The sequence below is a fragment of the Peribacillus sp. NPDC096448 genome (genome assembly GCF_044762675.1).
Classification (GTDB): Bacteria; Bacillota; Bacilli; order Bacillales; family DSM-1321; genus Peribacillus; species Peribacillus frigoritolerans_B.
Genome location: NZ_JBIWEU010000001.1, coordinates 723,558 through 743,890 on the forward strand (window position 1 = coordinate 723,558; position 20,333 = coordinate 743,890).

General features: G+C 39.7%; 16 protein-coding genes and 1 pseudogene. 13 read left to right on the top strand and 4 right to left on the bottom strand.

The window, feature by feature from the left end; genetic code table 11:
• Positions 1–321: 321 nt before the first annotated feature.
• The 9 genes from ACIQ0C_RS03515 (at position 322) to ACIQ0C_RS03555 (ending at position 12,300) form a co-directional block, all read left to right on the top strand.
• Positions 322–2,256 (top strand): sigma 54-interacting transcriptional regulator, encoded by a 1,935-nt coding sequence (locus ACIQ0C_RS03515; protein ID WP_403056895.1) that lies wholly within the window; start codon positions 322–324, stop codon positions 2,254–2,256.
• A 186-nt stretch (positions 2,257–2,442) separates the two neighbouring features.
• Positions 2,443–3,417: a hydroxyacid dehydrogenase gene (locus ACIQ0C_RS03520; protein WP_403056898.1), complete on the top strand. Its 975-nt coding sequence runs from the start codon at positions 2,443–2,445 to the stop codon at positions 3,415–3,417.
• Between the two features lie 52 nt (positions 3,418–3,469).
• A complete protein-coding gene (locus ACIQ0C_RS03525; RefSeq protein WP_375794211.1) occupies positions 3,470–3,691 on the top strand; it encodes a DUF3311 domain-containing protein in 222 nt (73 codons plus the stop codon).
• Positions 3,691–5,187, top strand: a complete 1,497-nt coding sequence (locus tag ACIQ0C_RS03530) for a sodium:solute symporter family protein (protein ID WP_403056901.1) — start codon at positions 3,691–3,693, stop codon at positions 5,185–5,187. Before ACIQ0C_RS03525 ends, ACIQ0C_RS03530 begins: the two co-directional genes overlap by 1 nt.
• Before the next feature lie 79 nt (positions 5,188–5,266).
• Positions 5,267–6,928 (top strand): thiamine pyrophosphate-dependent enzyme, encoded by a 1,662-nt coding sequence (locus tag ACIQ0C_RS03535; RefSeq protein ID WP_403056904.1) that lies wholly within the window; start codon positions 5,267–5,269, stop codon positions 6,926–6,928.
• Between the two features lie 55 nt (positions 6,929–6,983).
• Entirely contained in the window at positions 6,984–8,165 is a 1,182-nt protein-coding gene (locus ACIQ0C_RS03540) for a Glu/Leu/Phe/Val family dehydrogenase (protein WP_403056907.1), read from the top strand.
• A gap of 58 nt (positions 8,166–8,223) precedes the next feature.
• A complete protein-coding gene (locus tag ACIQ0C_RS03545; RefSeq protein ID WP_403056910.1) occupies positions 8,224–9,654 on the top strand; it encodes an amino acid permease in 1,431 nt (476 codons plus the stop codon).
• 107 nt (positions 9,655–9,761) lie between these two features.
• A complete protein-coding gene (locus ACIQ0C_RS03550; protein ID WP_403056913.1) occupies positions 9,762–11,204 on the top strand; it encodes an aldehyde dehydrogenase family protein in 1,443 nt (480 codons plus the stop codon).
• A 64-nt stretch (positions 11,205–11,268) separates the two neighbouring features.
• Positions 11,269–12,300, top strand: coding sequence for an aromatic ring-hydroxylating oxygenase subunit alpha (locus ACIQ0C_RS03555; protein WP_403056916.1), 1,032 nt, complete (start codon positions 11,269–11,271; stop codon positions 12,298–12,300).
• 162 nt (positions 12,301–12,462) lie between these two features.
• Here ACIQ0C_RS03555 and ACIQ0C_RS03560 read toward each other — a convergent pair whose 3' ends face one another.
• Positions 12,463–12,909 (bottom strand): DUF5392 family protein, encoded by a 447-nt coding sequence (locus ACIQ0C_RS03560; protein WP_403056919.1) that lies wholly within the window; start codon positions 12,907–12,909, stop codon positions 12,463–12,465.
• A gap of 475 nt (positions 12,910–13,384) precedes the next feature.
• Here ACIQ0C_RS03560 and ACIQ0C_RS03565 point away from each other — a divergent pair, with 475 nt between their 5' ends.
• Entirely contained in the window at positions 13,385–13,765 is a 381-nt protein-coding gene (locus ACIQ0C_RS03565) for a hypothetical protein (RefSeq protein WP_403056922.1), read from the top strand.
• Positions 13,755–14,225, top strand: a complete 471-nt coding sequence (locus ACIQ0C_RS03570; RefSeq protein ID WP_403056925.1) for a hypothetical protein — start codon at positions 13,755–13,757, stop codon at positions 14,223–14,225. The genes ACIQ0C_RS03565 and ACIQ0C_RS03570 overlap by 11 nt, the downstream gene beginning before the upstream one ends.
• Before the next feature lie 556 nt (positions 14,226–14,781).
• Here ACIQ0C_RS03570 and ACIQ0C_RS03575 read toward each other — a convergent pair.
• The 3 genes and pseudogenes from ACIQ0C_RS03575 to ACIQ0C_RS03585 all read right to left on the bottom strand — a co-directional run bounded on the left by ACIQ0C_RS03575 (position 14,782) and on the right by ACIQ0C_RS03585 (position 16,772).
• Positions 14,782–15,357 (bottom strand): DUF2238 domain-containing protein, encoded by a 576-nt coding sequence (locus tag ACIQ0C_RS03575; protein ID WP_402840192.1) that lies wholly within the window; start codon positions 15,355–15,357, stop codon positions 14,782–14,784.
• A 20-nt stretch (positions 15,358–15,377) separates the two neighbouring features.
• Positions 15,378–15,944: a DUF2238 domain-containing protein gene (locus ACIQ0C_RS03580; RefSeq protein WP_403056928.1), complete on the bottom strand. Its 567-nt coding sequence runs from the start codon at positions 15,942–15,944 to the stop codon at positions 15,378–15,380.
• Between the two features lie 130 nt (positions 15,945–16,074).
• Positions 16,075–16,772: pseudogene (locus tag ACIQ0C_RS03585) on the bottom strand (GerAB/ArcD/ProY family transporter).
• A 609-nt stretch (positions 16,773–17,381) separates the two neighbouring features.
• On the opposite strand from ACIQ0C_RS03585, the gene ACIQ0C_RS03590 reads away from it, so the two are divergent.
• Together ACIQ0C_RS03590 and ACIQ0C_RS03595 are read left to right on the top strand one after the other, a co-directional pair.
• Entirely contained in the window at positions 17,382–17,735 is a 354-nt protein-coding gene (locus tag ACIQ0C_RS03590; RefSeq protein ID WP_403056931.1) for a GNAT family N-acetyltransferase, read from the top strand.
• 1,098 nt (positions 17,736–18,833) lie between these two features.
• On the top strand, positions 18,834–20,324 hold the full coding sequence (locus ACIQ0C_RS03595; protein WP_403057117.1) for a spore germination protein: 1,491 nt from the start codon (positions 18,834–18,836) through the stop codon (positions 20,322–20,324).
• Positions 20,325–20,333: the final 9 nt, after the last annotated feature.

Here is a 20,333-nt window from a genome sequence, read left to right on the forward strand (position 1 = left end):
ATGATATGATTTGAATGTTTATTATTTTTGTATTAATTATAATTGATATCAATCGAAATCCTTTAAAAACCCAGGGTAACAGGGTTTTTTATTTTTCTAAGTAAAATATGAAATATCTTAATAAAATACAGAATTACTTTTTTAGAAAGTCTCAAGGGTATTATGGTTTTTACTTTTCTAATCTCGGCTTTGAATGAAAACTTTGACGGCATTCTTGGCAAACTTTATTATATCTTGTCCTTCTTTTATGACCGGGGCTAGATTAACAGGTTGCTAGTATTTCCAATAAACCAAAATGATTTTACGTTGGAGGTGGGTGTTTTGATTAAAATTAAACTAGTTGTTCCCCGAAAAGGGTATATTACGGATGCTTTTGAAAGATTTGAGGAGTTCAACAAGTTGGAAGAATCGGAAAACAATGATAACGGTTCAGTGAAGTTTGTTTTAGAGGAAGTAGTTGAGGATGCCGATAAGATTGGGAAGTTGAAGCTGGATGCTGATGTAATCATCTCAAGGGGATTAATCACGAAACTATTAAAAGAATGCAATGAATTCATTCCTATCGTTGATATACCTGTACAAGGAATTGACCTCATTCGTTCCCTGCATGATTGCAAGGCACGTTTTGGCAGTAAAAAAGTGGCCGTTATAGGAGCGTTAAATATGATTTATGGCGTGGAAAACCTTTCGGATATCGTGGATTTGCCAATTCAGTCCTATATATTAAATGATATCGAGTCCTCCGTCAGTCTAGTGGATTTAGCCGCCAGAGATGGCTGTGAGGTTGTGTTAAGTGGTTTAAGCACCTGTAAATATGCTGAAGAGATAGGGTTGGGAGCCATTCTTGTTGACACTGGAAAGGAATCATTTCGGCAGGCGTTGATTGAGGCGAAAAGAGTGGCTCTTGTCAGCAGAAGGGAACAGGAGAAGACCAAGCGTTACCAAACGATTCTTAATTATGCCTATGAAGGGGTTATTGCAATAGATTTAAAAGGACAGATATCCGTATTTAATACGGCGGCTCAGGAGATATTATCCATTTCCAAGGGGAGCTTAATTGGAAATTCTGTAAACGATATAATAAAGCCCGGGAAATTTCGTAATATGCTTTTAAGCGACGATGAATACGAAAAAGATACCGTTGCTTACCAATCCATTCAATTATCGGTAAAAAAGGTTGGGATATTTTTAAAGGGTAAAAAAGTGGGGGATATGGTCGCCTTTCAAGATGTTACACGGATTCAGGAGATGGAAGGAAAGTTCTTTAGAAAGCTTCATTCACGCGGACATGTGGCTAAGTACACATTTGATGATATATTGTACCGGAGTTCGGAAATTAAGAGGAAGATTGAAACAGCTCAACGTTATAGTGAAGTGGATTCAAACATTCTTATAATTGGAGAAACTGGTACGGGCAAGGAAATATTCGCCCAAAGCATACATAATCATAGCAACCGGAAAAATAACCCGTTTGTTGCCATTAATTGCGCAGCGCTTCCCGAAAATTTATTGGAAAGTGAGCTTTTCGGATATGCAGAAGGAGCTTTCACGGGAGCAATGAAAGGCGGAAAGCAAGGATTTTTTGAACTGGCTCATAGAGGTACGATTTTTTTAGATGAAATAGGAGAAATCTCCCCAAAAATGCAAAGCCGGCTGCTACGTGTCCTGCAAGAGCGTGAAATCATGCGCATCGGTGATGATAAAGTAATCCCGGTTGATGTGAGAATAGTGTCGGCAACGAACAAAGACCTCATGCAAATGGTAAAGAGCAATGACTTTCGGGAGGATCTGTATTATCGCTTGAGCGTGCTGGACCTTGTATTGCCTCCGCTTCGGGAACGCAGAGAGGATATTCCGTTATTGGTGAATGCCTTTATTCGGAAAGGTCAGTCGGATCAAAAACAAATCAAGATTACGGATACTGCCATGAAAAAGCTAAGTGAAGGGAATTGGGAAGGGAATATTCGCCAATTGCAAAATTTTTGTGAGCGATTATGCGCTCTTTATAAGAACAAATTGATTGATGTGTACGATATCGAAATGTATTTTCCGAATAAAAGTAAAAAGAAAATACTGTTATCTGAACAAGACGAAGAGATGGATTTGTCACCTGGGATACATTTATCCGAGCGTGAAAGAATTGTCCAAACGTTAATAAAGGTGAATTTTAACAAAGGAAAAGCTGCCTTTGAGTTAGGGATGAGCCGCACGACTTTATGGAGAAAGATGAAAAATCTGAATATTGAAACAAATTGAAACGTAATGAAACTAATTAATTCATATTGAAACATTTTGTTAACTTTATTTATGTCTTAGTTTGAGAACTAATTGGCTTCTTTCTTGAATAAACTGATGTTTTTTATGTTGGCACAATAATTGTATATATACAATGGTGCAGGAAAGATTTTTCCTTCAAGGTTAACATGAAAGGTTGGTGGCAATGTGAGTCATTTAGTGTATATTCCTCAAGATATTGAGAAAGAGGGGAAACGTTATTTAGTAGAAAAAGGCTATAAGGTTAAAGTAGGGTCAGATCTGTCGCAAAAAATTATTATGGAAGAAATCAAAGATTGTGATGCAGTACTAACGAGATCAACGGCTGTGATAAATAAAGAAGTCATTACAGCAGCCGAAAACCTCAAAGTAATAGCCAAGTATGGAGTGGGCTTGGATAATATTGATATCGAAGCCGCTACAGAGCGTGGCATTTATGTAACAAATACCCCAGAGGCAAATGCAAATTCTGTAGCTGAACATGTAATGGCATTAATTTTATCATTGTCCAAAAACTTAAGCTTGGCTGACAAAGAGCTGCGCAGCGGGAATTTTGCGATCCGTAATCAACTTTTCGGCATGGACTTGGAAGGCAAGACTTTGGGGATTATTGGACTAGGGAGAATCGGCAGAATACTGGCGAAAAAGGCTTCCAAAGGCTTTGATATGAAAGTAATTGGCTACGATCCCTATGTTACAGCCTGCACGAATTCGGAGTTGGAGATAGCAACAGATTTAGAATGGGTATTCAGGAACTCTGATGTAATTAGTCTACACCTGCCGTTAACGAAAACAACAAAAGGAATAATTGGATGCCGTGAGCTTTCCTGGATGAAACCTTCCTCCTATTTTGTAAACGCTTCCAGAGGCGGTGTGGTGAAGGAAGCTGATTTAGTAAATGCTTTGCAAGCGGGGGAGATTGCTGGTGCTGGAATAGACGTATTTGAGGTTGAACCTCCTGATAAATGGAACCCCCTTTTTAAATTGGATAATGTGATTGTCAGTCCTCATAATGCGGCATTGACGAAGGAAGGTTCGATACGCATGGCTGTACATGCAGCAATGCAAGTGGAACAAGTTCTTACTGGCGTGAAACCGAATTGGGCTGTAAATGAGCCCTTAACTAAAAGGCTGTCAATGTAATGAAACAGAAATAATTATCTGTTTTTTCAGAAAAATTCCAGAAGGTTCAAGTTTGGCATTTGTTGATAAGGATGGTGAACAAATGAAGAAAATAATCTATGTGATAAGTGCAATACCGGCACTTGGCTCGCTTGTGGTTATCAATCGAATTGAACCTTATGTGTTAGGCATGCCATTTGTTCTTTTTTGGGCTATATTATGGGTTTGTCTTACATCCGTGTTTTTAATAATTGCTAATAAACTTGATCCTGCAACCGAGGAGGAAGAAGACTGATGAATGAAGCCCTGCTCGTTATCCTTTTCTTTCTGGTTCTGTGTATTTGGTTAGGGCTTCAAGCTCGAAAAGGTAAAAATATGAGTTTGGAACAATGGGCTATAGGGGGAAGAGGTTTCGGCAGCTTATTGCTCTTCTTCTTGATAGCAGGTGAAATGTTTACGACATATACGTTTTTGGGGGCAAGCGGCGGAGCTTATAGATCTGGTATGCCTCCAGCCTTATACGCTTTCAATTGCTTCTATTTTGTAATCGCCTATTGGCTGTTGCCGCCTATTTGGAGATATGCCAAAAAAAATAATGTCATTTCTCAATCTGATTTTTATGACAAAAAGTACAACAGTCCTGCTTTAGGTGTTCTTGTGGCGGTAATTAGCGTCATTTCAATTATTCCATATTTGATCATGCAGTTGAAAGGGTTAGGAATAATCGTATCGGAAGCCTCCTATGGGTCCATTTCGCCGAATGTAGCTATAGTTGTTAGTGTAATTGCAATCACAATTTATGTAACTGCTTCAGGGATGCATGGAGTAGCGTGGACCGCAGTCATTAAAGATATCATGATTCTGACTGTCGTCGTCTTTATGGGGATTTATTTTCCACTTCATTATTACGGTGGTATACAGCCGATGTTTGAAGCAATCGATACAGCAAAACAAGGATTTTTGATTTTCCCGGAACAAGGTTTGAGTATCTCTTGGTTTATTTCAGCTACGATCATGACAGCACTGGCATTCTATATGTTTCCACATATGTTAGCGGGAGTGTTTTCTGCAAAAAGTCCAAAATCACTTCGTTGGAATGCTGCGGTTATGCCAATTTATCAAGTAATCATCATTTTTTCGTTATTTATTGGTTTTTCTGCGATTCTCCAAATCCCGAATTTACAGGGCGCAGAAGCAGATTTAGCTTTATTTAAAATGGCGAAGATGTCATTTGATCCCTGGTTTGTTGGAGTTATTGGAGCATCAGGGGCAATGGCCGCCCTTATTCCCAGTTCACTCGTGTTGACGGCTACGGCCACGATACTTTCCAAAAATGTATATAAGGTGTGGAAGCCGAATGCATCAGATGACCAGCTTCAAAGATTGAGCAGGATGTTAGTACCTGTCATTTCTATAGTGACTCTATATTTTACGTTCAACGGAGGGGAGTCAATTTTTACGTTGTATCTTATGGCATATAGCTTCATGGCACAGTTGTTTCCAGCGCTATTTTTCAGCTTGTGGAAAAAGAATCCTGTCACCGTTCAAGGAGCTTTTGCCGGAATGATCGTTGGAATTCTAATTGTCATATACTCGACTAAATCAGGTACGACACTTGCTACATTATTTCCATCCCTGCCGCAAGTAATACAAGATCTTGATGTAGGGTTGGCTGTATTATTCATCAACATTGCAGTAACTTTGGGAGTGAGTGCCGTTACACGAAAAACTTCAATCGGGATGAAAGAAGATAATAAACAGGCTTCGGGAATGGAAAAGCTTGTTAAATGACAGTGGGAATGAGTCCAAAATTAATATAATCATAAATTACTAGAATAAAAACACGTTTTTGAGAGCGGGAGGCTTGATTATGAAAGTCAGTGGAGGAAGAGCAGTCGTAGAAGTAATGGCTATAGAAGGGGTGAAAAAAGCCTTTTGTGTACCAGGTGAAAGTTATCTTAGTGTGATGGATGCACTATATCAACATCCTGAAATAGAACTTATTTCCGCCAGGCATGAAGGAGGTGCCTCTTTTATGGCGGAAGGGTATGCCAAGGCTTCAGGAGAGGTAGGGGTCTGTATGGCAACGCGTGGAGTGGGTGCTACAAACTTAGCTATCGGCATTCATACTGCTGCTCAAGATTCAACCCCTTTGGTTGCGCTTATTGGCCAAGTCGAACGCCCTTTTAAAGAAAAGGAAGCATTCCAGGAAGTGAATTTGACTGGTTTTTTCAGTCATTTATGTAAATGGACGGTAGAGATCGATCGTGTGGAAAGAGTCCCGGAATTATTGCAACGGGCTTTCCATATTGCGCGATCGGGGCGTCCGGGCCCTGTATTAGTGGCTTTGCCGCATGACATGTTAGAAGATGAGGCAGAGTTGAACATAAATCCTTCTTATCGCTCGCTTCCTCCTCAACCACATATGGAAGATGTGAAGCAGGCGATGGATATGATACGAAATGCGGAGCGCCCCGTATTGATTGCTGGCGGAGGTGTGATTCATGCTAAGGCCAACAGGTTGCTTGTACAGTTTGTGGAGGCAATGAAACTTCCTGTCGTTACAGCCTTCCGTCGATTTGACGCGTTTCCGAACTCACATCCTTGCTATACAGGATGGCTTGGGTTTGGGACACCTCAATATTTACTTGATGCAATCCGGGAAGCAGATGTAGTTTTGGCATTAGGGACACGATTCTCTCAAGTAGGAACACAAGATTACACCTTGCTTTCTAAAAATTCAAAGCTGATCCATGTGGATATTTGTCCCGATATTTTTGGTAAAGTGTATGCTCCTTCTCTTGCCATTGAAGCAGATGCCAAGAGCTTTTTGGAACAAGCACTGCAGGCGCCAGAATCTGAATCTTTAATTTCAAGCGATCATTTGAAAGAATTGCATGATAAATATTTAGAATTTTCTGAAACAAAGGCCGACTACACAGAAGATTTCGTGGATATGGACGGATTGATGCATGATCTAGCTGTCTGCCTGCCGAAGGATACCATCATTACAAATGATGCAGGCAACTTTTTTGGATGGCTATCAAGATATTATCGTTTTGAACAAGAAAACACATACGTCGGGCCAACGTCGGGTGCGATGGGATATGGACTGCCTGCTGCTATTGGGGCAAAGCTGGCGCAGCCGCACAAACATGTAGTTTCTATTTCAGGAGATGGCGGCTTTATGATGACTCTCCAAGAGATTGAAACCGCAGTAAGGTATAAAATTCCGACCATATCAATTGTTGTGAACAACAATATTTATGGAACAATTCGAGCACATCAAGAAAGGCATTTTCCAAACCGGGTCATTGGAACTGACTTATTTAATCCTGATTTTGCCGAATTGGCCCGCTTATTTGGGGCACATGGTGAAAAGGTTGAAAAAAATAGCGATTTTGCGCCAGCGCTGCAACGGGCGATTAATTCAGGGCTGCCGGCTGTAATCGAAGTTGCAGTCAATCCAAAGATTCTATCCGTAGGTCAGGACAAGAAGGAAGTACACGAAAAGCTAGTGTCGAACAATTAACATTGGAAGTTAACGGAAACCAATAAAAGTAAGTCATTTAAGGGAGGTTTCATAGTTGTCAAAACCATATTTAGTTGTGGAATGGAATGATACTGAAACAGATGCTAAAGGCTGGCTGGTCGTCCATAACTTTGTAAAAGGATACACAGGCGGCGGTACAAGAATGCACCCAACGGTTACAAGAGAAGAGGTCGAAAGGTTGGCCGAGGCTATGGCTTATAAGTATGTAGCCTGTGAGTCTGAGACGACTGGCGGTTGTAAAGCGGGCATTGCCTATGATTATAAAGCGCCAGACGCATATGCAGTGTTAAGAAGATTTCTGATTGCGATGATGCCTTATATAGATATAGGGGTATCTTTAGGCAGTGATTTAGGCACCAAATATGAAGATGTGCTGAAAATATTCAATGAATTTGGCATTGATATCCCTCTAACGAAATCAATGAAGCAGAATCCGGATGTTCTGCAGGGGATAAAAGACTTCGATGAACTGTTGACGACAAAAATCGACGGGTTGTTTTTAAACGATGTCGTAACAGGCTATGGTGTGGCATTTTCCGCGGATGAGGCATGGAAATTTAAAAGCGGGAAAGCTGGAGCGAGAGTTGTCATTCAAGGGTTCGGCTGTGTAGGAGCAAGCTGTGCATTGAAAATGTCCCAGTTAGGTTATAAAGTTGTTGGAATTTCTGATGCAGCTCTTTTGGTAACGTGCGAAGAAGGATTAGATGTCCAAAAGCTTATTGATCATAAGAATATGTACGGAGAAATGGATAAAGCCTTTTTTGAACCGAGTTATGATGTAAGGCCCAACACGGAATGGCTCGACATTGATTGCGACATATTAATTCCGTCCGCACTGGAGGATGTCATCCACATATCCAATGCTAAAAGCGTAAAAGCGAGTTTGATTGTGGAGGCGGCAAACATTCCCCTTTCTTCCGAGGGAGACGCAATCATAAAACAAAGAGGAATTGATGTTGTCAATGATTTCGTTGCCAACCTGGGTGCGATAAGATTTTATGATGCGATTATTTTCGGACTAGTTAAACCAAATCCACAAGCTGTCGTTGATGATATTGAAAAACTATGCAGGAAAAATACGTATCACTTGTTTAAACAGGCTAAAAACGAAAATAAATATCAAAGAGAAGTAGCTTATGAAATATTTAAACCGACAATCAGCGACTTGCCGGAATATGAAGAGCCATCCGAAGCGTTATCGGGGAACTCTCGTTAACTTGTGTTAACCATAAAGGTGCTTAGGCAGTTTATCGATCAGAAAAGGGGGGGAATTCATGCAAACAGAACATGAAAATCAGCCAAAAGAATTACAGCGTTCAATGAAGAGCAGACATTTATTCATGCTCTCATTAGGTGGGGTAATTGGAACAGGTCTTTTCCTGGGATCAGGATATGCAATCGGTGAAGCCGGACCCACAGGAGCGATTGTTGCCTATTTGGTAGGTGGTTTATTAATGTACTTGGCGATGATTTGTCTCGGCGAATTATCGGTAGTGATGCCGGTGTCCGGTTCCTTTCAGGTTCATGCAACGAAATTTATTGGACCCGCCACTGGTTTTGTCATTGGCTGGATTTACTGGCTGAGCTGGGCACTTTACGTAGGCTTGGAATTTGTAGCGGCTGGTTTGCTCATGACTAGATGGTTTCCCGATATACCAGTATGGATATGGTGTGTGATATTTACGGTACTTTTATTCACTATAAATGCATTAACTACGAGGAGTTTCGCAGAGACAGAGTATTGGTTCTCCGGGATTAAAGTACTTGCCGTCATTCTCTTCATAATTATCGGTGCGGCAGCGATGTTTGGATTGATTCATATGGAGGATGCACAACCCGCTCCTTTATTTTCCAATTTTATAGGTGATGGACTATTCCCAACAGGATTCACGGGTGTATTCATATCGATGATGACAGTCGTATATGCATTCCAGGGATCGGAAATCATGGGTGTTGCAGCAGGAGAGACGGAAAACCCGCAGCAAAGCATTCCGAGAGCGATTCGAAACATTGTAATACGTGTGCTGCTTTTCTATGTACTAGCAATCTTTGTTCTATCGGCTATCGTTCCTTGGCAAGAAGTTGGGGTACTGGAAAGCCCATTTGTCACCGTGTTTGAAATGGTTGGAATTCCTTATGCAGCCGACATTATGAATTTTGTAATTTTGACTGCGGTCCTCTCTGTTGGGAACACGGGTCTGTTTGCTTGTACCAGGATCCTTTTCTCCCTTTCTCAAAATGGTATGGCGCATTCTGCATTTGGAAAGCTTAATCGGCGCGGTGTACCTTTTAACGCCTTGCTCGTAACCATGGTCTTTGCTTTGCTGTCGCTACTTACTAGTGTAGTAGCCGAAGAAACGTTATTCGTTGTGCTACTTTCCATAAGCGGGGTCGGAGGGGTGCTTACTTGGATGGCGATTGCGTTTGCACAGTACAGATTCCGTAAGCAGTATATCAGAGCAGGCGGAAAGGTTGAAAATCTGAAGTTTAGAGTACCTTTTTTCCCGTTTGCCCCGATTCTCTGCATCACGATGTGTCTAGGTATTTTCGTGTTCACCGCTTATGATCCGACACAGCGAACTTCATTGTATTGGGGATTGGGTTTCGTCGTTGCTTGTTATATATTTTACTATTTTAGATATGCGAGAAGGAACGTCGAGGTGCCAGCATTAACAAATGAACAGACCAATGATTTTATTCAATAGTATTTTATATGCCAGAAAAAAGAAAACGGTCGTTCATCTAGAAGTTTCGAGTTAAAAGCAAACCTATAATTTAGAGAAGTAGAATAATAGAATAAGGAGGAAATGATATGCGTTACTTAAATTATATAAATGGAAAATGGCAAGAACCCACTACAGGGGAGTATAAAGAAAATCTTAGTCCCCATGATGGTGAAAATTTAGGAGAATTTCCATCTAGTGCGGCAGCTGATTTACAAGATGCAGTGGCAGCCGCAAAAAATGCATTCCCGTACTGGAAAAAACTGTCGTTTCAGCAACGTGCTTCATACTTGCAAAAAGCAGCTGATATTTTGAAAAAGAGTATACAGGAAGTAGGTCAAGATTTGATAAAGGAAGAAGGGAAAACATTCTTTGAAGGGATGGGGGAAGCCACTCGGGCTGCCAGCATACTTGAATATTATGCTGCTGAAGCTCGGCAGCCACTAGGGGAAGTAATTCCTTCAGCTAATGCCAATACATTTTTATACACTACCCGTACACCGCTCGGTCCGGTGGGTTTGATCACACCATGGAATTTTCCTATCGCCATCCCTGTATGGAAATTGGCGCCGGCCCTGATTTACGGGAATACAGTCGTGATTAAACCGGCTGATCTTACACCTAAGTCTGTCTATCATGTGATAAAAGCATTTGATGAAGCGGGTTTACCGCCTGGTGTCATCAATTGTGTATTCGGAAGGGGTTCCGTCATTGGTGCTGCATTAGTGGAACATCCTGATGTGAAGGCTATATCTTTTACGGGCTCGAATCAAGTGGGTCAGCAAATTCAAAAACAAGCCATTGAACATGGTAAGAAAGTGCAAGTGGAAATGGGAGGGAAAAACCCGCTCGTCGTCCTGGCTGATGCTGATCTTGAAAAAGCAGTGGAAATAGCCATAGGCGGAGCTTTTAAATCCACAGGGCAAAAGTGCACAGCCACTAGCCGCGTGATTGTGGAGGAAGGAATTTATGAAGGATTCCGGGAACTTCTGGTGGCTCGTACGAAAGAATTAAAAGTGGGCAACCCGCTCAACGAAGAAACATATATCGGTCCCGCTGTATCTAAATCACAACGCGATGGCGTGCTTGAAATGATTGATGTTGGGAAATCAGAAGCTACACTTTTGTGCGGAGGAGAGATTCCGGCAGAAGAGGAATTGGCGAATGGTTTTTATGTCAGGCCAGCTATCTTTGAAAATGTTCCTCAACATGCCCGCATTGCACGTGAAGAAGTCTTTGGACCAGTCATCGCCCTTTTTAAGGCCGGAAATTATGAGGAAGCAGTTAAGATGGCAAATGATACAGAGTATGGATTGAGCGCAGCCATTTGTACGAATAATTTAACTTCGGCTCAACGGTTTATTGAAGACGTTGAAGTGGGTCTTGTTCATGTCAATTCGGAAACAGCAGGAACCGAACCGCAAATGCCATTTGGCGGATGTAAAAATTCAAGTGCAGGCAGCCGTGAACAAGGGAAGAGTGCAGTTGAATTCTATACAGAAGTCAAGACAGTCTATATGGATCGGGTATAACTAAAATTGTACTAAACGTTTTTTAAACTATTAAATTAGATCAAAAACAGGAGGGGATTTCAATATGTCCACGAAAGAAAATGTACAGTTCAGCCCTACACTGCCTTATTCACGGTATGTCGATCCAGAGGTATTCAATGAAGAAAGTAAAAAAATCTTCAGAAAGAGTTGGATATTGGCCGGGCATGCAAGCCAAGTCGAAAAGGTAGGTGATTTCATGACATTAGATATCGCCGGAGAGCCTATTATCGTTTCTCACGGTACCGATGGTGAACTGCGTGCTTTCTACAATATTTGCCCCCATCGCGGAATGAAAGTAGAAAACTCCGATAAAGGAAATAAGAAAATTTTACAATGCGGATACCATGGATGGACGTTCAAATTAGACGGAAGTGTGCATAGAGCACCTAATTTTAAAACGAATGAACTGGGAATACACAGCTGTATGAAATCCATTCGCTTAGAAGTTCAGAATGCCATGATTTTTGTCAATCTTGACAAAAATGCACCTTCTATGGCAGAAGCATATCAGGAATTCTTAGAGGAAATGAAAGAGTATCCTTTCTTTGATTCACTGAAACTAGTCAGGGAAACCCGCCGTGTAGTAAAAGCTAATTGGAAAGCCGTTGTTGACAATTACCTTGAATGTGATCATTGTTCCATTGCTCATCCTGGCTTTGCAAAATCCTTTGATTTATCAAACTTTTGCACAACGACACACGACAAATTCACCTATCAATATATGACAGCAAGCAAGAATGGCGAAGGGGACCAAGCGCGATTTTATTGGGTATGGCCAAATATGATGATTAACGTTTATCCAGGAGACGGGAATGTGAATACCATTCAAGTAATTCCTGTTGATGCTGTGACGTCGTTAGGTATTTATCGTGATTACTCCCTGGATGAAAAACCAACCATAGAAAAAGAAGAATATTTTAAATTTGTTGATCAAGTACGGCAGGAAGATTTTGAACTGGTGGAAAAATTGCAAAAAGGATTAAGTTCCGAGGCATTTACAAATGGTATCTTTTCTCCAACTGAGCATGCTGCAGTCTATTTTCATGAACTCATTGATGAAAAGCTCCAGAACTAACAACTGAGTTGACAATTTGAATGTACTTAAAAAAAGAAACGTGATCCAGACATTTTTTGAATTCAATAGTCTAGCAACCAACCAGTGTGATTCGGCAGTTTACCGGATCACACTGGTTGAGTTGTTTTTTAGTGCTAATTTTATTGCTTATTTCAACAGATATTATTCCGGATGTGAGGATTTGTTCTTCCATTGTTGTTCTTCAGCAAGAAACTCAAAAAAAACATTCATGGCAGTAAGCGGATGCTCATTAACTCTTTTAAAGTAATTACTTTTTCGGGCATCTGTTAAATAGCTGCTTTGTTTGATTCTCTCCAACATATATTTTTGACTCATTTTCACTATTTCTCTTTGGTTGTGTTTATTTTCTTTTAATAAGGCAAATCCCACAGCTCCCACCAATGCATAGATTCCGAGTGCGATTTTCGAGATGGGTAAAGAGCCGTTCTTAAATAATAGAAAAAAAAGATTAATGATGGAAAAGCCTATCATCACCGTCGAAAAAAAACCGTATTTCATATTTTTCTTCAACAAGGGGGACAATTTTGATTGAAGTTGTTCAATATCGTCTTGCATGAAACCCGGTATATTATTTATTTTGATATTCATTGCTACCTCCTTATTATCTTGCATGTATCCAATAAATCAATGGCACTGAAAATTCGTACCTAGTAAATGAAACAGGAAAAGGAACCTAATAATATATATCTTATCGTTCGGAAACGTGTTTGTCATTTAATATAACCCTTGGACTTTTTTAAAGGGAAAGTACAAGCAGTGATGTGAATAAGAATGCCATTTATACGTTTAAATTACCTAGTTAGACAGCGTTATTACAGTATGTTGCCTTAATATGCTAACATTGGTATAAATGATGAATGGATTATGGTAAAATGGTCCTTAAATGGAAGCTGTATTTTTCGTTTTTTGATTATTAATAATTATGGATGGCCTTTTCGCGCCTTTTATTGTCATAAATTCGTGACTATTGTGGCATTTAGTACTTTTAAATCGAGTTTTGGAACAAATCCATATATAATTAGAAAGCGAGATATTAGATTCAAAGATTAAGGAGGGACATAGAATGATGGAATGGGCTCTGGTCATTTTGTTTGCTGCAGCAGTATTACTGTTCATTTTATCGTTTATTAAAAAGGATTCTGTAAAAGTGGACAGTCAATTGGAACAGATTGCCAGCACTTTTGGAGATGAAATGAATGTATTACAGGAAAAAATCAGGAACATCGAGATAGATGCTGAAATTACGGTGCAAGAGGCAGGCATTCTAGCAATGTCTTCCGAAAAGCGAAACATGTTACGTGAGGTACTCGACCTACATAAGCGAGGCTATTCATTTGAAAGCATCGCACTGAAGACAAAACAGCCGGAAGAAGAAATAGAACGGATGCTTACTCCTTACATGAAAACGACGAATGAAAGGAGAAATGTGGCCAATGACATCTAAATCAATGCGCAGCTTTGCCGGAGGCCTTGTTGTTGCAGCAGGCTTATGCGGAGCAGTGTACTTCTTTGGTCAAGGTGAAGCGACCAGCACATCCGAGAAACTATCGGAAGATGAAATGAAAGAGTCTCTGGCTTCAGAAGGGTATGTCATCCATTCCGAAAAAGAATGGGAAGATCAGATTGCTGAAGCACAGTCTGTTAAAGATAAGGCGGAGGCGGAAAAAGAAACGGTAAAAGAACCAACGGAAAAAATCATATACCGCACAGTTCTTACTGTGTCTAAAGGCTCGACAAGTATCGATGTGGGTAAAACCCTGCAAAAGGCAAAAGTCATTAAAAATGCCAATGAGTTTTCCGACGCGGTTGAAAAGAAAGGCAAGGCCAACGGATTAAGACCTGGAACATATGTGGTGGACAGTGCGATGACGACGGAAAAAATAATTTCCATCATATTTAAATGAACATGAAAACGACCATCGATAAGATGGTCGTTTCAGTTTGTCTATGAAAGGGGTACGGTCTCATCCCGGACCCCTTTCACGATTTTATCGAGGGAATGCTTACTTTTTACTGTTCCCCCCACTGGATTGACCGAGAACCCGGAGACTTTTGGCGCTGAGGAGGCTTGACAGACAGTCGGAAAGGAAGCGGGTTTCTGAAATCAACTGGAACGTTTTTTTGAGGGTTAGTAATTCTGACCTTTGATTTCCATTCCAGGCACTCGCTTTCCGCGGGCGGTCCGGGAGCCTCCTCGGCGCTCGCCTGCGGGGTCTCCCTTGGCCACGCTTTTCCCGCAGGAGTCTCGTACCTTACATTCCAATCAACTGAAACGTTTGTTTAGAAAAAACTAGATTACCCTTCCTGTTTTTTACCGTAATCCTCAATGGATTGAAGAAATTTGCGACACTCCTGCCGAATAACTGGCTAGCCGAGACCCCGGAGACGTTTGCGTCGAGGAGGCTTGGCAGCCAGTCGGCGGAAAGGGAGCGGGTTTCTGAAATCAACTGGAATGTTTTTTTATAGTTTCTTTAACTTAATCTTTGTCCGTACACCGGCCCACACTGCAATGATAAGTCCTCCAATCGTATCCGCGATTAAATCGATCATTGTATCTTTATTTCCCCCGCCTTGTAGTGTCATTCCGAATAATTGATCAGAACTAAATTCGTAAATCTCCCATATGACGCCTCCAAGTGCTGAGAAAGAGAGGGTAAACAAAAAGATGAACCAAGGGGATATCTCTTTGCCTGCATCTCTGTATACCAATCGTTCATATAAAGCAATTCCCGTAAAAGCAAGGAGGGAACCGCTTAGTAAATGCAAAAATGTGTCCCACCACCCCAGTCCATACCAACCTAAAATAGATCCTAAAAATTGTGAACCGAATAAGAAGATTAAATAGGAAATGATAATTGGCAAATTGAATTGAAGCTTGGTAAATAGGGCCAGTAAAAGGGGAATTGCCCCACATACTACACCGCCTATCGAAACCAGTGATTTGAAAGTTTCATCGGCTGTAAAGTAATAAATAGATAAAGCTGCCATGAAAAGTACATACACCAAACTTAATGAAATAACTAGCTTACGATTCATATGATTACCTCAACAAATCATCATAATTTTAATTTTTGTACACTAGAATAAATGGAAATGAGCAGGCCGCCCGTTAGACCGAAAAGTATATCGTACATGGTATCTTTGTTACCGCCTCGCTGCATGGTATGAGTAAAAGTGAGATCTCCTGCGAACTCATATATTTCCCAAAAAACAGTGGAAGTGACTGAAAGTGAGAGAACAAAAAGGAAAATGACCCACCTTGAAACATCTTTTCTCGCTTTTTGAGGGATGTATAGTTTATAAAGAGCAATCCCAACAAAACCAACGAAAATACCTTTGTAGAAGTGAAGTCCAGAGTCCCACCATTTAAAATCAACATAAAAATTTGCGATGGACCCTAAAAATGTCGTACAGAAAACAAAAACATAATAACCGATGATGATTGGAATGTTAAATGGATTATTTTTTACAAACAGTAATGAAATGGGTATAGCACTAACCAATATTCCCCCAAGAGCTACCATCCATCGGGAAGAATCATCTTTTTTGAGGTAAAAGATGAGTAAACCTGTCATGAATACAATAAAAACCAGACTAAAAATAATGATTATTTTATGTTTCAATATACTCACCTCATTCGTAAATATTCATTACGATCATATCCAATTCAGCCAGATGGAATCCGGCAAAATTGAATTTTCAGGGTATTTTTATGATGTTCTTTTTTAAATTCCCCAACTCACTTAAGTATTATCATTGTTGGCTATGATGGAGCTTTTTAATGATGACTTTAAATTTAGCCGTAATAAACAATAATAAAGGCATGACCAGACCATAAGTCGATGCATAGAATAACCATATATTCTTATTGAATTCCCCGGATGATGGGACCGTCGGAAAAACAATCAATGAATAAAAAACCATTATCATCCCTAAAGCTGTAGTAAAGGGGCGATAATCTTTTATATTAAATATGTTTGAAAATACAACAACCGATACATAAAAATACATAACCGTCCTGGTATAGGTTGTAAAGATCCAAATCGTGGCAATAATAGCTTCAATCCGCATTAGGAAATTCCCTACATTTATTTTTTTGCCATCGTATAACTTGGAGCGATATTTCTTGCTGTCGTATCGGGACCAAGAACCAAGATATCCAACATGATAACCAGAATTAAAATGATTCCTCCGATCAAAGTGCCAATATAAAAAGCTTTTCCCCCTTTTTTCCTTTCATTGACTTTTGAAGGGAAAATCATTAAGAACATAACAGGGGACAGCGTGAACACACTGACATAAAAAAGTGTCGCCCTTATGACAGGTTTGGCTCCATCATCAAATACCGGCTGAATGTTTTGGATATTTGCTTGAGGAATGATGGAAATCAAAAAAACAGTCAGTAATATTAATACGGGTATGAATTCCAAATAATGCAGCAAGCCACGCATCCTGTTTTGCAAAACCAGCTAAAGGAGAAGTGGTATGTAAAATAACCGTTCCTACCGAGTACAAAAGGATTAAAATCATCAATTGATGTGATGAAATTTTGAAACTACCAGGCATTATTATTCACCTATTGGTTCCCTCCTTCTTAATACTCCTTATTTTTGGCTATTCATGTTCAAGTTATTCACACAGAAATCAATTGCCTTTCTTCAACAATCCATCCCGTTACGTTTTTCTCAATTTTTTTATGGCTTTTTCCTGATGTAGCTTCACTATACAATCTTCGAACTCCTGTCCATGAGAAGGTTTTTAAATTTCTGATTTGTTATTGGTTAGAGTTTAGTGCAAATGTTAGGAATGAATTTTTAAGCATGTTAATTGCACTAGTATTATAAGTAGTATATTTCCTTCGGTATGGCACGATCCTTGCATATGATTTATTGGTATATCTAATTTATGGAGAAAGGAATGGAAACTGTTAGACACACAATCATTGAAAAACATTTAAGCCCTTGTAAGCAAATTGGACAGGTTTATATGTCAGGAAGATAAACAGGGTTCGTAAAGGGCGGCGAAGCAATTAAACTTAAAAAGGTTAGGAGAGTATTAGCATGAAAATACCAGTGGAAAATATAGTAGAGTTAACTGTTGAACATCAATTTTTACAGGCATATCCTATATTGAGTCAGTTACGTACTGATTTGACTTTAAAGGATTATCTAGATTTATTAAATGATATGCGTAAGGAGGGTAAACAGTTATTTGCTTTATATCATGATACAAGCATCGTAGCATTAGCAGGTATTAGCTGGCGCGAAGATTCATATAATGAACGCTATGTTTATGTACAAGATTTGGTTACTGATGTAAATCATCGTCCTAGTGGCCTTGGATATAATCTGCTCAGTTATATACATAAATGGGCGAAAGAACAAGGAGCTGAATATATTACATTGGAATCTTGAAATTCGGCCCTTTGACATCCATAAATGTACAATTTTCTGGATGGAGACGGTATCTATTGGGTGTAGCCTTTTTTTCGTATATATATACCAGAGATGGAATTTTGCGACTTCAAGAGTGTGGGGGAAATTGGGGTAAAACATAAAGTTAAGTAGGAAACCAGGTATTTAAGAAACTTGGGATGAAACATATATCTGAATAAGTTAAAGGAAAAAAAGTTCTATGCACCTAATCTAAGGGAATGGTGCCCTGCCATCCAAAAATTGGTTGAAAGCTTTTAAAAACTCTGTGGAGGTCTGCAGGGTTTTTTCTTTTTTTGCCCCTAACCATCCTATTTTCTGTCAATTTAGTCCGATAATAGATTATGCGAATATTGGCAATCTATGCATTTACTCATAGGATACTTTTAAACATGACTTTCAATGAATTTGATTTAGATTGTACTGCAGGATGCCTATAAACGATTAGATGAGGCAACTGTCGCCATAGGCAAGAAAGTTGGGATTAAAAGAAAATTAACATCCAAATTACCTTAAGTATTTTCATCGTAAACTGCCTGCAATTGATGCTAAGATAATCCTTTTTTTATGCCGGATTATACCTGCTGATCTGACTCCAAAAGACAAATAGTGTCAGAGTTTGCAAAGATGGCGGAAAGTGGTTTGTATTTATCGTGTTTTGAATTCTCTGGAAAATAGTTTATGTACAGAAAGTTAATATCCGAGCCACCTTCAGCAACCTTTACTTAAATTATCGATGAATGGAGCGTGATTGTTGGAGAAAAAAATTATCATGTCTACAATGATTTAGCACTTTATTAATTGCAATTTATTTTACTTAGATGGATATAATTGCAGCCAAGGTGAAAACATAATTTTAACTAGCTTATGGTTATGAGGGGGTTAGCATTGAAATCTCGAGTTCCTATCCCATTGAGGAAGTTAATTGAAGATAAACAATCAGTGAAAAATAAAAAACAACAAGAAGAGCTAAATCAAAGCGGAAATCCAAACTCCAGCAAAACTAAAAATCAAAGCCAAAATCCAGTTCAAAATGCTCAAAACAGAAGTAAAGACTCAAAGAATCATCAAACCAAACTTATATCCTCTGATCTTCAATATAATTTTGATCATATTAAGAAAACGTTAGGAAATAGTTCAGACATAATTATAAGGGATTTTCAAGCAGGTAAAAATGGGGAAATTAAGTTAGGCATCGTTTACACAGATGGATTAACGGATTCAGCTTCCATCCAAGATTTAATCCTCGACACTTTGATGGTTGAAATTCGGAACTCTGACTTGGACGTGGAGGTCCCTGATTGTTTTGAAATGATAAAATCACATACTCTGCCTATAGGGGAAATAGTTGAAATAACTGATTTTCAAAAGTTTTTTAACCATGTTTTATCGGGAGACACGATGTTATTATTGGACGGCTCCACTAAAGGAATGGCACTCGGTTCAAGAAATTGGGTCGATCGCGGGGTTCAAGAACCTTCCTCCCAAACAGTAGTAAGAGGACCAAAGGATGGGTTTACTGAAACGCTGCGGACAAATACTGCTTTAATACGACGGAGAATAAAAGATCCTAGCCTATGGCTTGAAACAAAGCAGATTGGAGAAAAAACGCAAACGGACGTTGCGATTATGTATTTAAAAGGTGTTGCCAATGATAAAACGGTTTCAGAATTGCAAAGCCGGTTAAATCGAATCAATATAGATGCGATTCTTGAGAGTGGATACATTGAAGAGCTTATTCAGGATGAAGTATACACTCCATTTCCAACCATTTATAATACGGAACGTCCTGATGCTGTAGCCGCTGCCATTTTAGAAGGAAGGATTGCGATACTGGTTGACGGAACGCCGTTTGTCCTTATCGTTCCAGCACTGATGGTGCATTTTTTCCAGTCGAGTGAAGACTATTATCAACGGGCAGACATTGCAACATTAATTCGAGTATTACGGTATTTATCCTTTTTCCTTGCTTTGCTTACACCGTCACTTTATGTAGCTGTCTCGACTTTTCATCAAGAAATGCTTCCTACTCCATTACTCATAAGTCTAGCCTCACAACGAGAGGGAGTTCCTTTTCCTGCTTTTGTGGAGGCGATGCTGATGGAGGTAGTGTTTGAAATTTTGCGTGAGGCAGGTGTGAGGATGCCTAGGGCAATCGGTTCATCCATTTCCATCGTTGGTGCATTAGTTATTGGGCAGGCTGCTGTCGAAGCAGGGTTCGTTTCAGCAACGATGGTTATCATCGTCGCATTAACAGCCATCAGTAGTTTTGTGTTTCCATCCAATAGTATGGCCATTGCTTTTCGGATGCTTCGTTTCTTGTTCATGATCCTTGCCGCTACATTTGGATTATACGGGATCATTTTGGGGCTGATCGTGATGGTCTTGCATTTAAATAGCTTACGATCTTTTGGTTTACCATATTTAGCTCCAAATGCACCATTCATTTTACAAGATCAAAAAGACAACATCATTCGTATGCCACATTGGTCATTAGTAAAGCGGCCTCGATTGATCAGTAAAAATGATACAGACAGAGGAGATGTCAGTTCTCCGAAACCACCTAGATAAAATTGATGG

Bases quoted from the DNA above. Each gene is read 5' to 3' on its own strand.
- ACIQ0C_RS03530 (WP_403056901.1), top strand. From the start codon at position 3,691: ATGAATGAAGCCCTGCTCGTTATCCTTTTCTTTCTGGTTCTGTGTATT.
- ACIQ0C_RS03535 (WP_403056904.1), top strand. From the start codon at position 5,267: ATGAAAGTCAGTGGAGGAAGAGCAGTCGTAGAAGTAATGGCTATAGAA.
- ACIQ0C_RS03545 (WP_403056910.1), top strand. From the start codon at position 8,224: ATGCAAACAGAACATGAAAATCAGCCAAAAGAATTACAGCGTTCAATG.
- ACIQ0C_RS03550 (WP_403056913.1), top strand. From the start codon at position 9,762: ATGCGTTACTTAAATTATATAAATGGAAAATGGCAAGAACCCACTACA.
- ACIQ0C_RS03555 (WP_403056916.1), top strand. From the start codon at position 11,269: ATGTCCACGAAAGAAAATGTACAGTTCAGCCCTACACTGCCTTATTCA.
- ACIQ0C_RS03560 (WP_403056919.1), bottom strand. From the start codon at position 12,909: ATGAATATCAAAATAAATAATATACCGGGTTTCATGCAAGACGATATT.
- ACIQ0C_RS03565 (WP_403056922.1), top strand. From the start codon at position 13,385: ATGATGGAATGGGCTCTGGTCATTTTGTTTGCTGCAGCAGTATTACTG.
- ACIQ0C_RS03570 (WP_403056925.1), top strand. From the start codon at position 13,755: ATGACATCTAAATCAATGCGCAGCTTTGCCGGAGGCCTTGTTGTTGCA.
- ACIQ0C_RS03575 (WP_402840192.1), bottom strand. From the start codon at position 15,357: ATGAATCGTAAGCTAGTTATTTCATTAAGTTTGGTGTATGTACTTTTC.
- ACIQ0C_RS03590 (WP_403056931.1), top strand. From the start codon at position 17,382: ATGAAAATACCAGTGGAAAATATAGTAGAGTTAACTGTTGAACATCAA.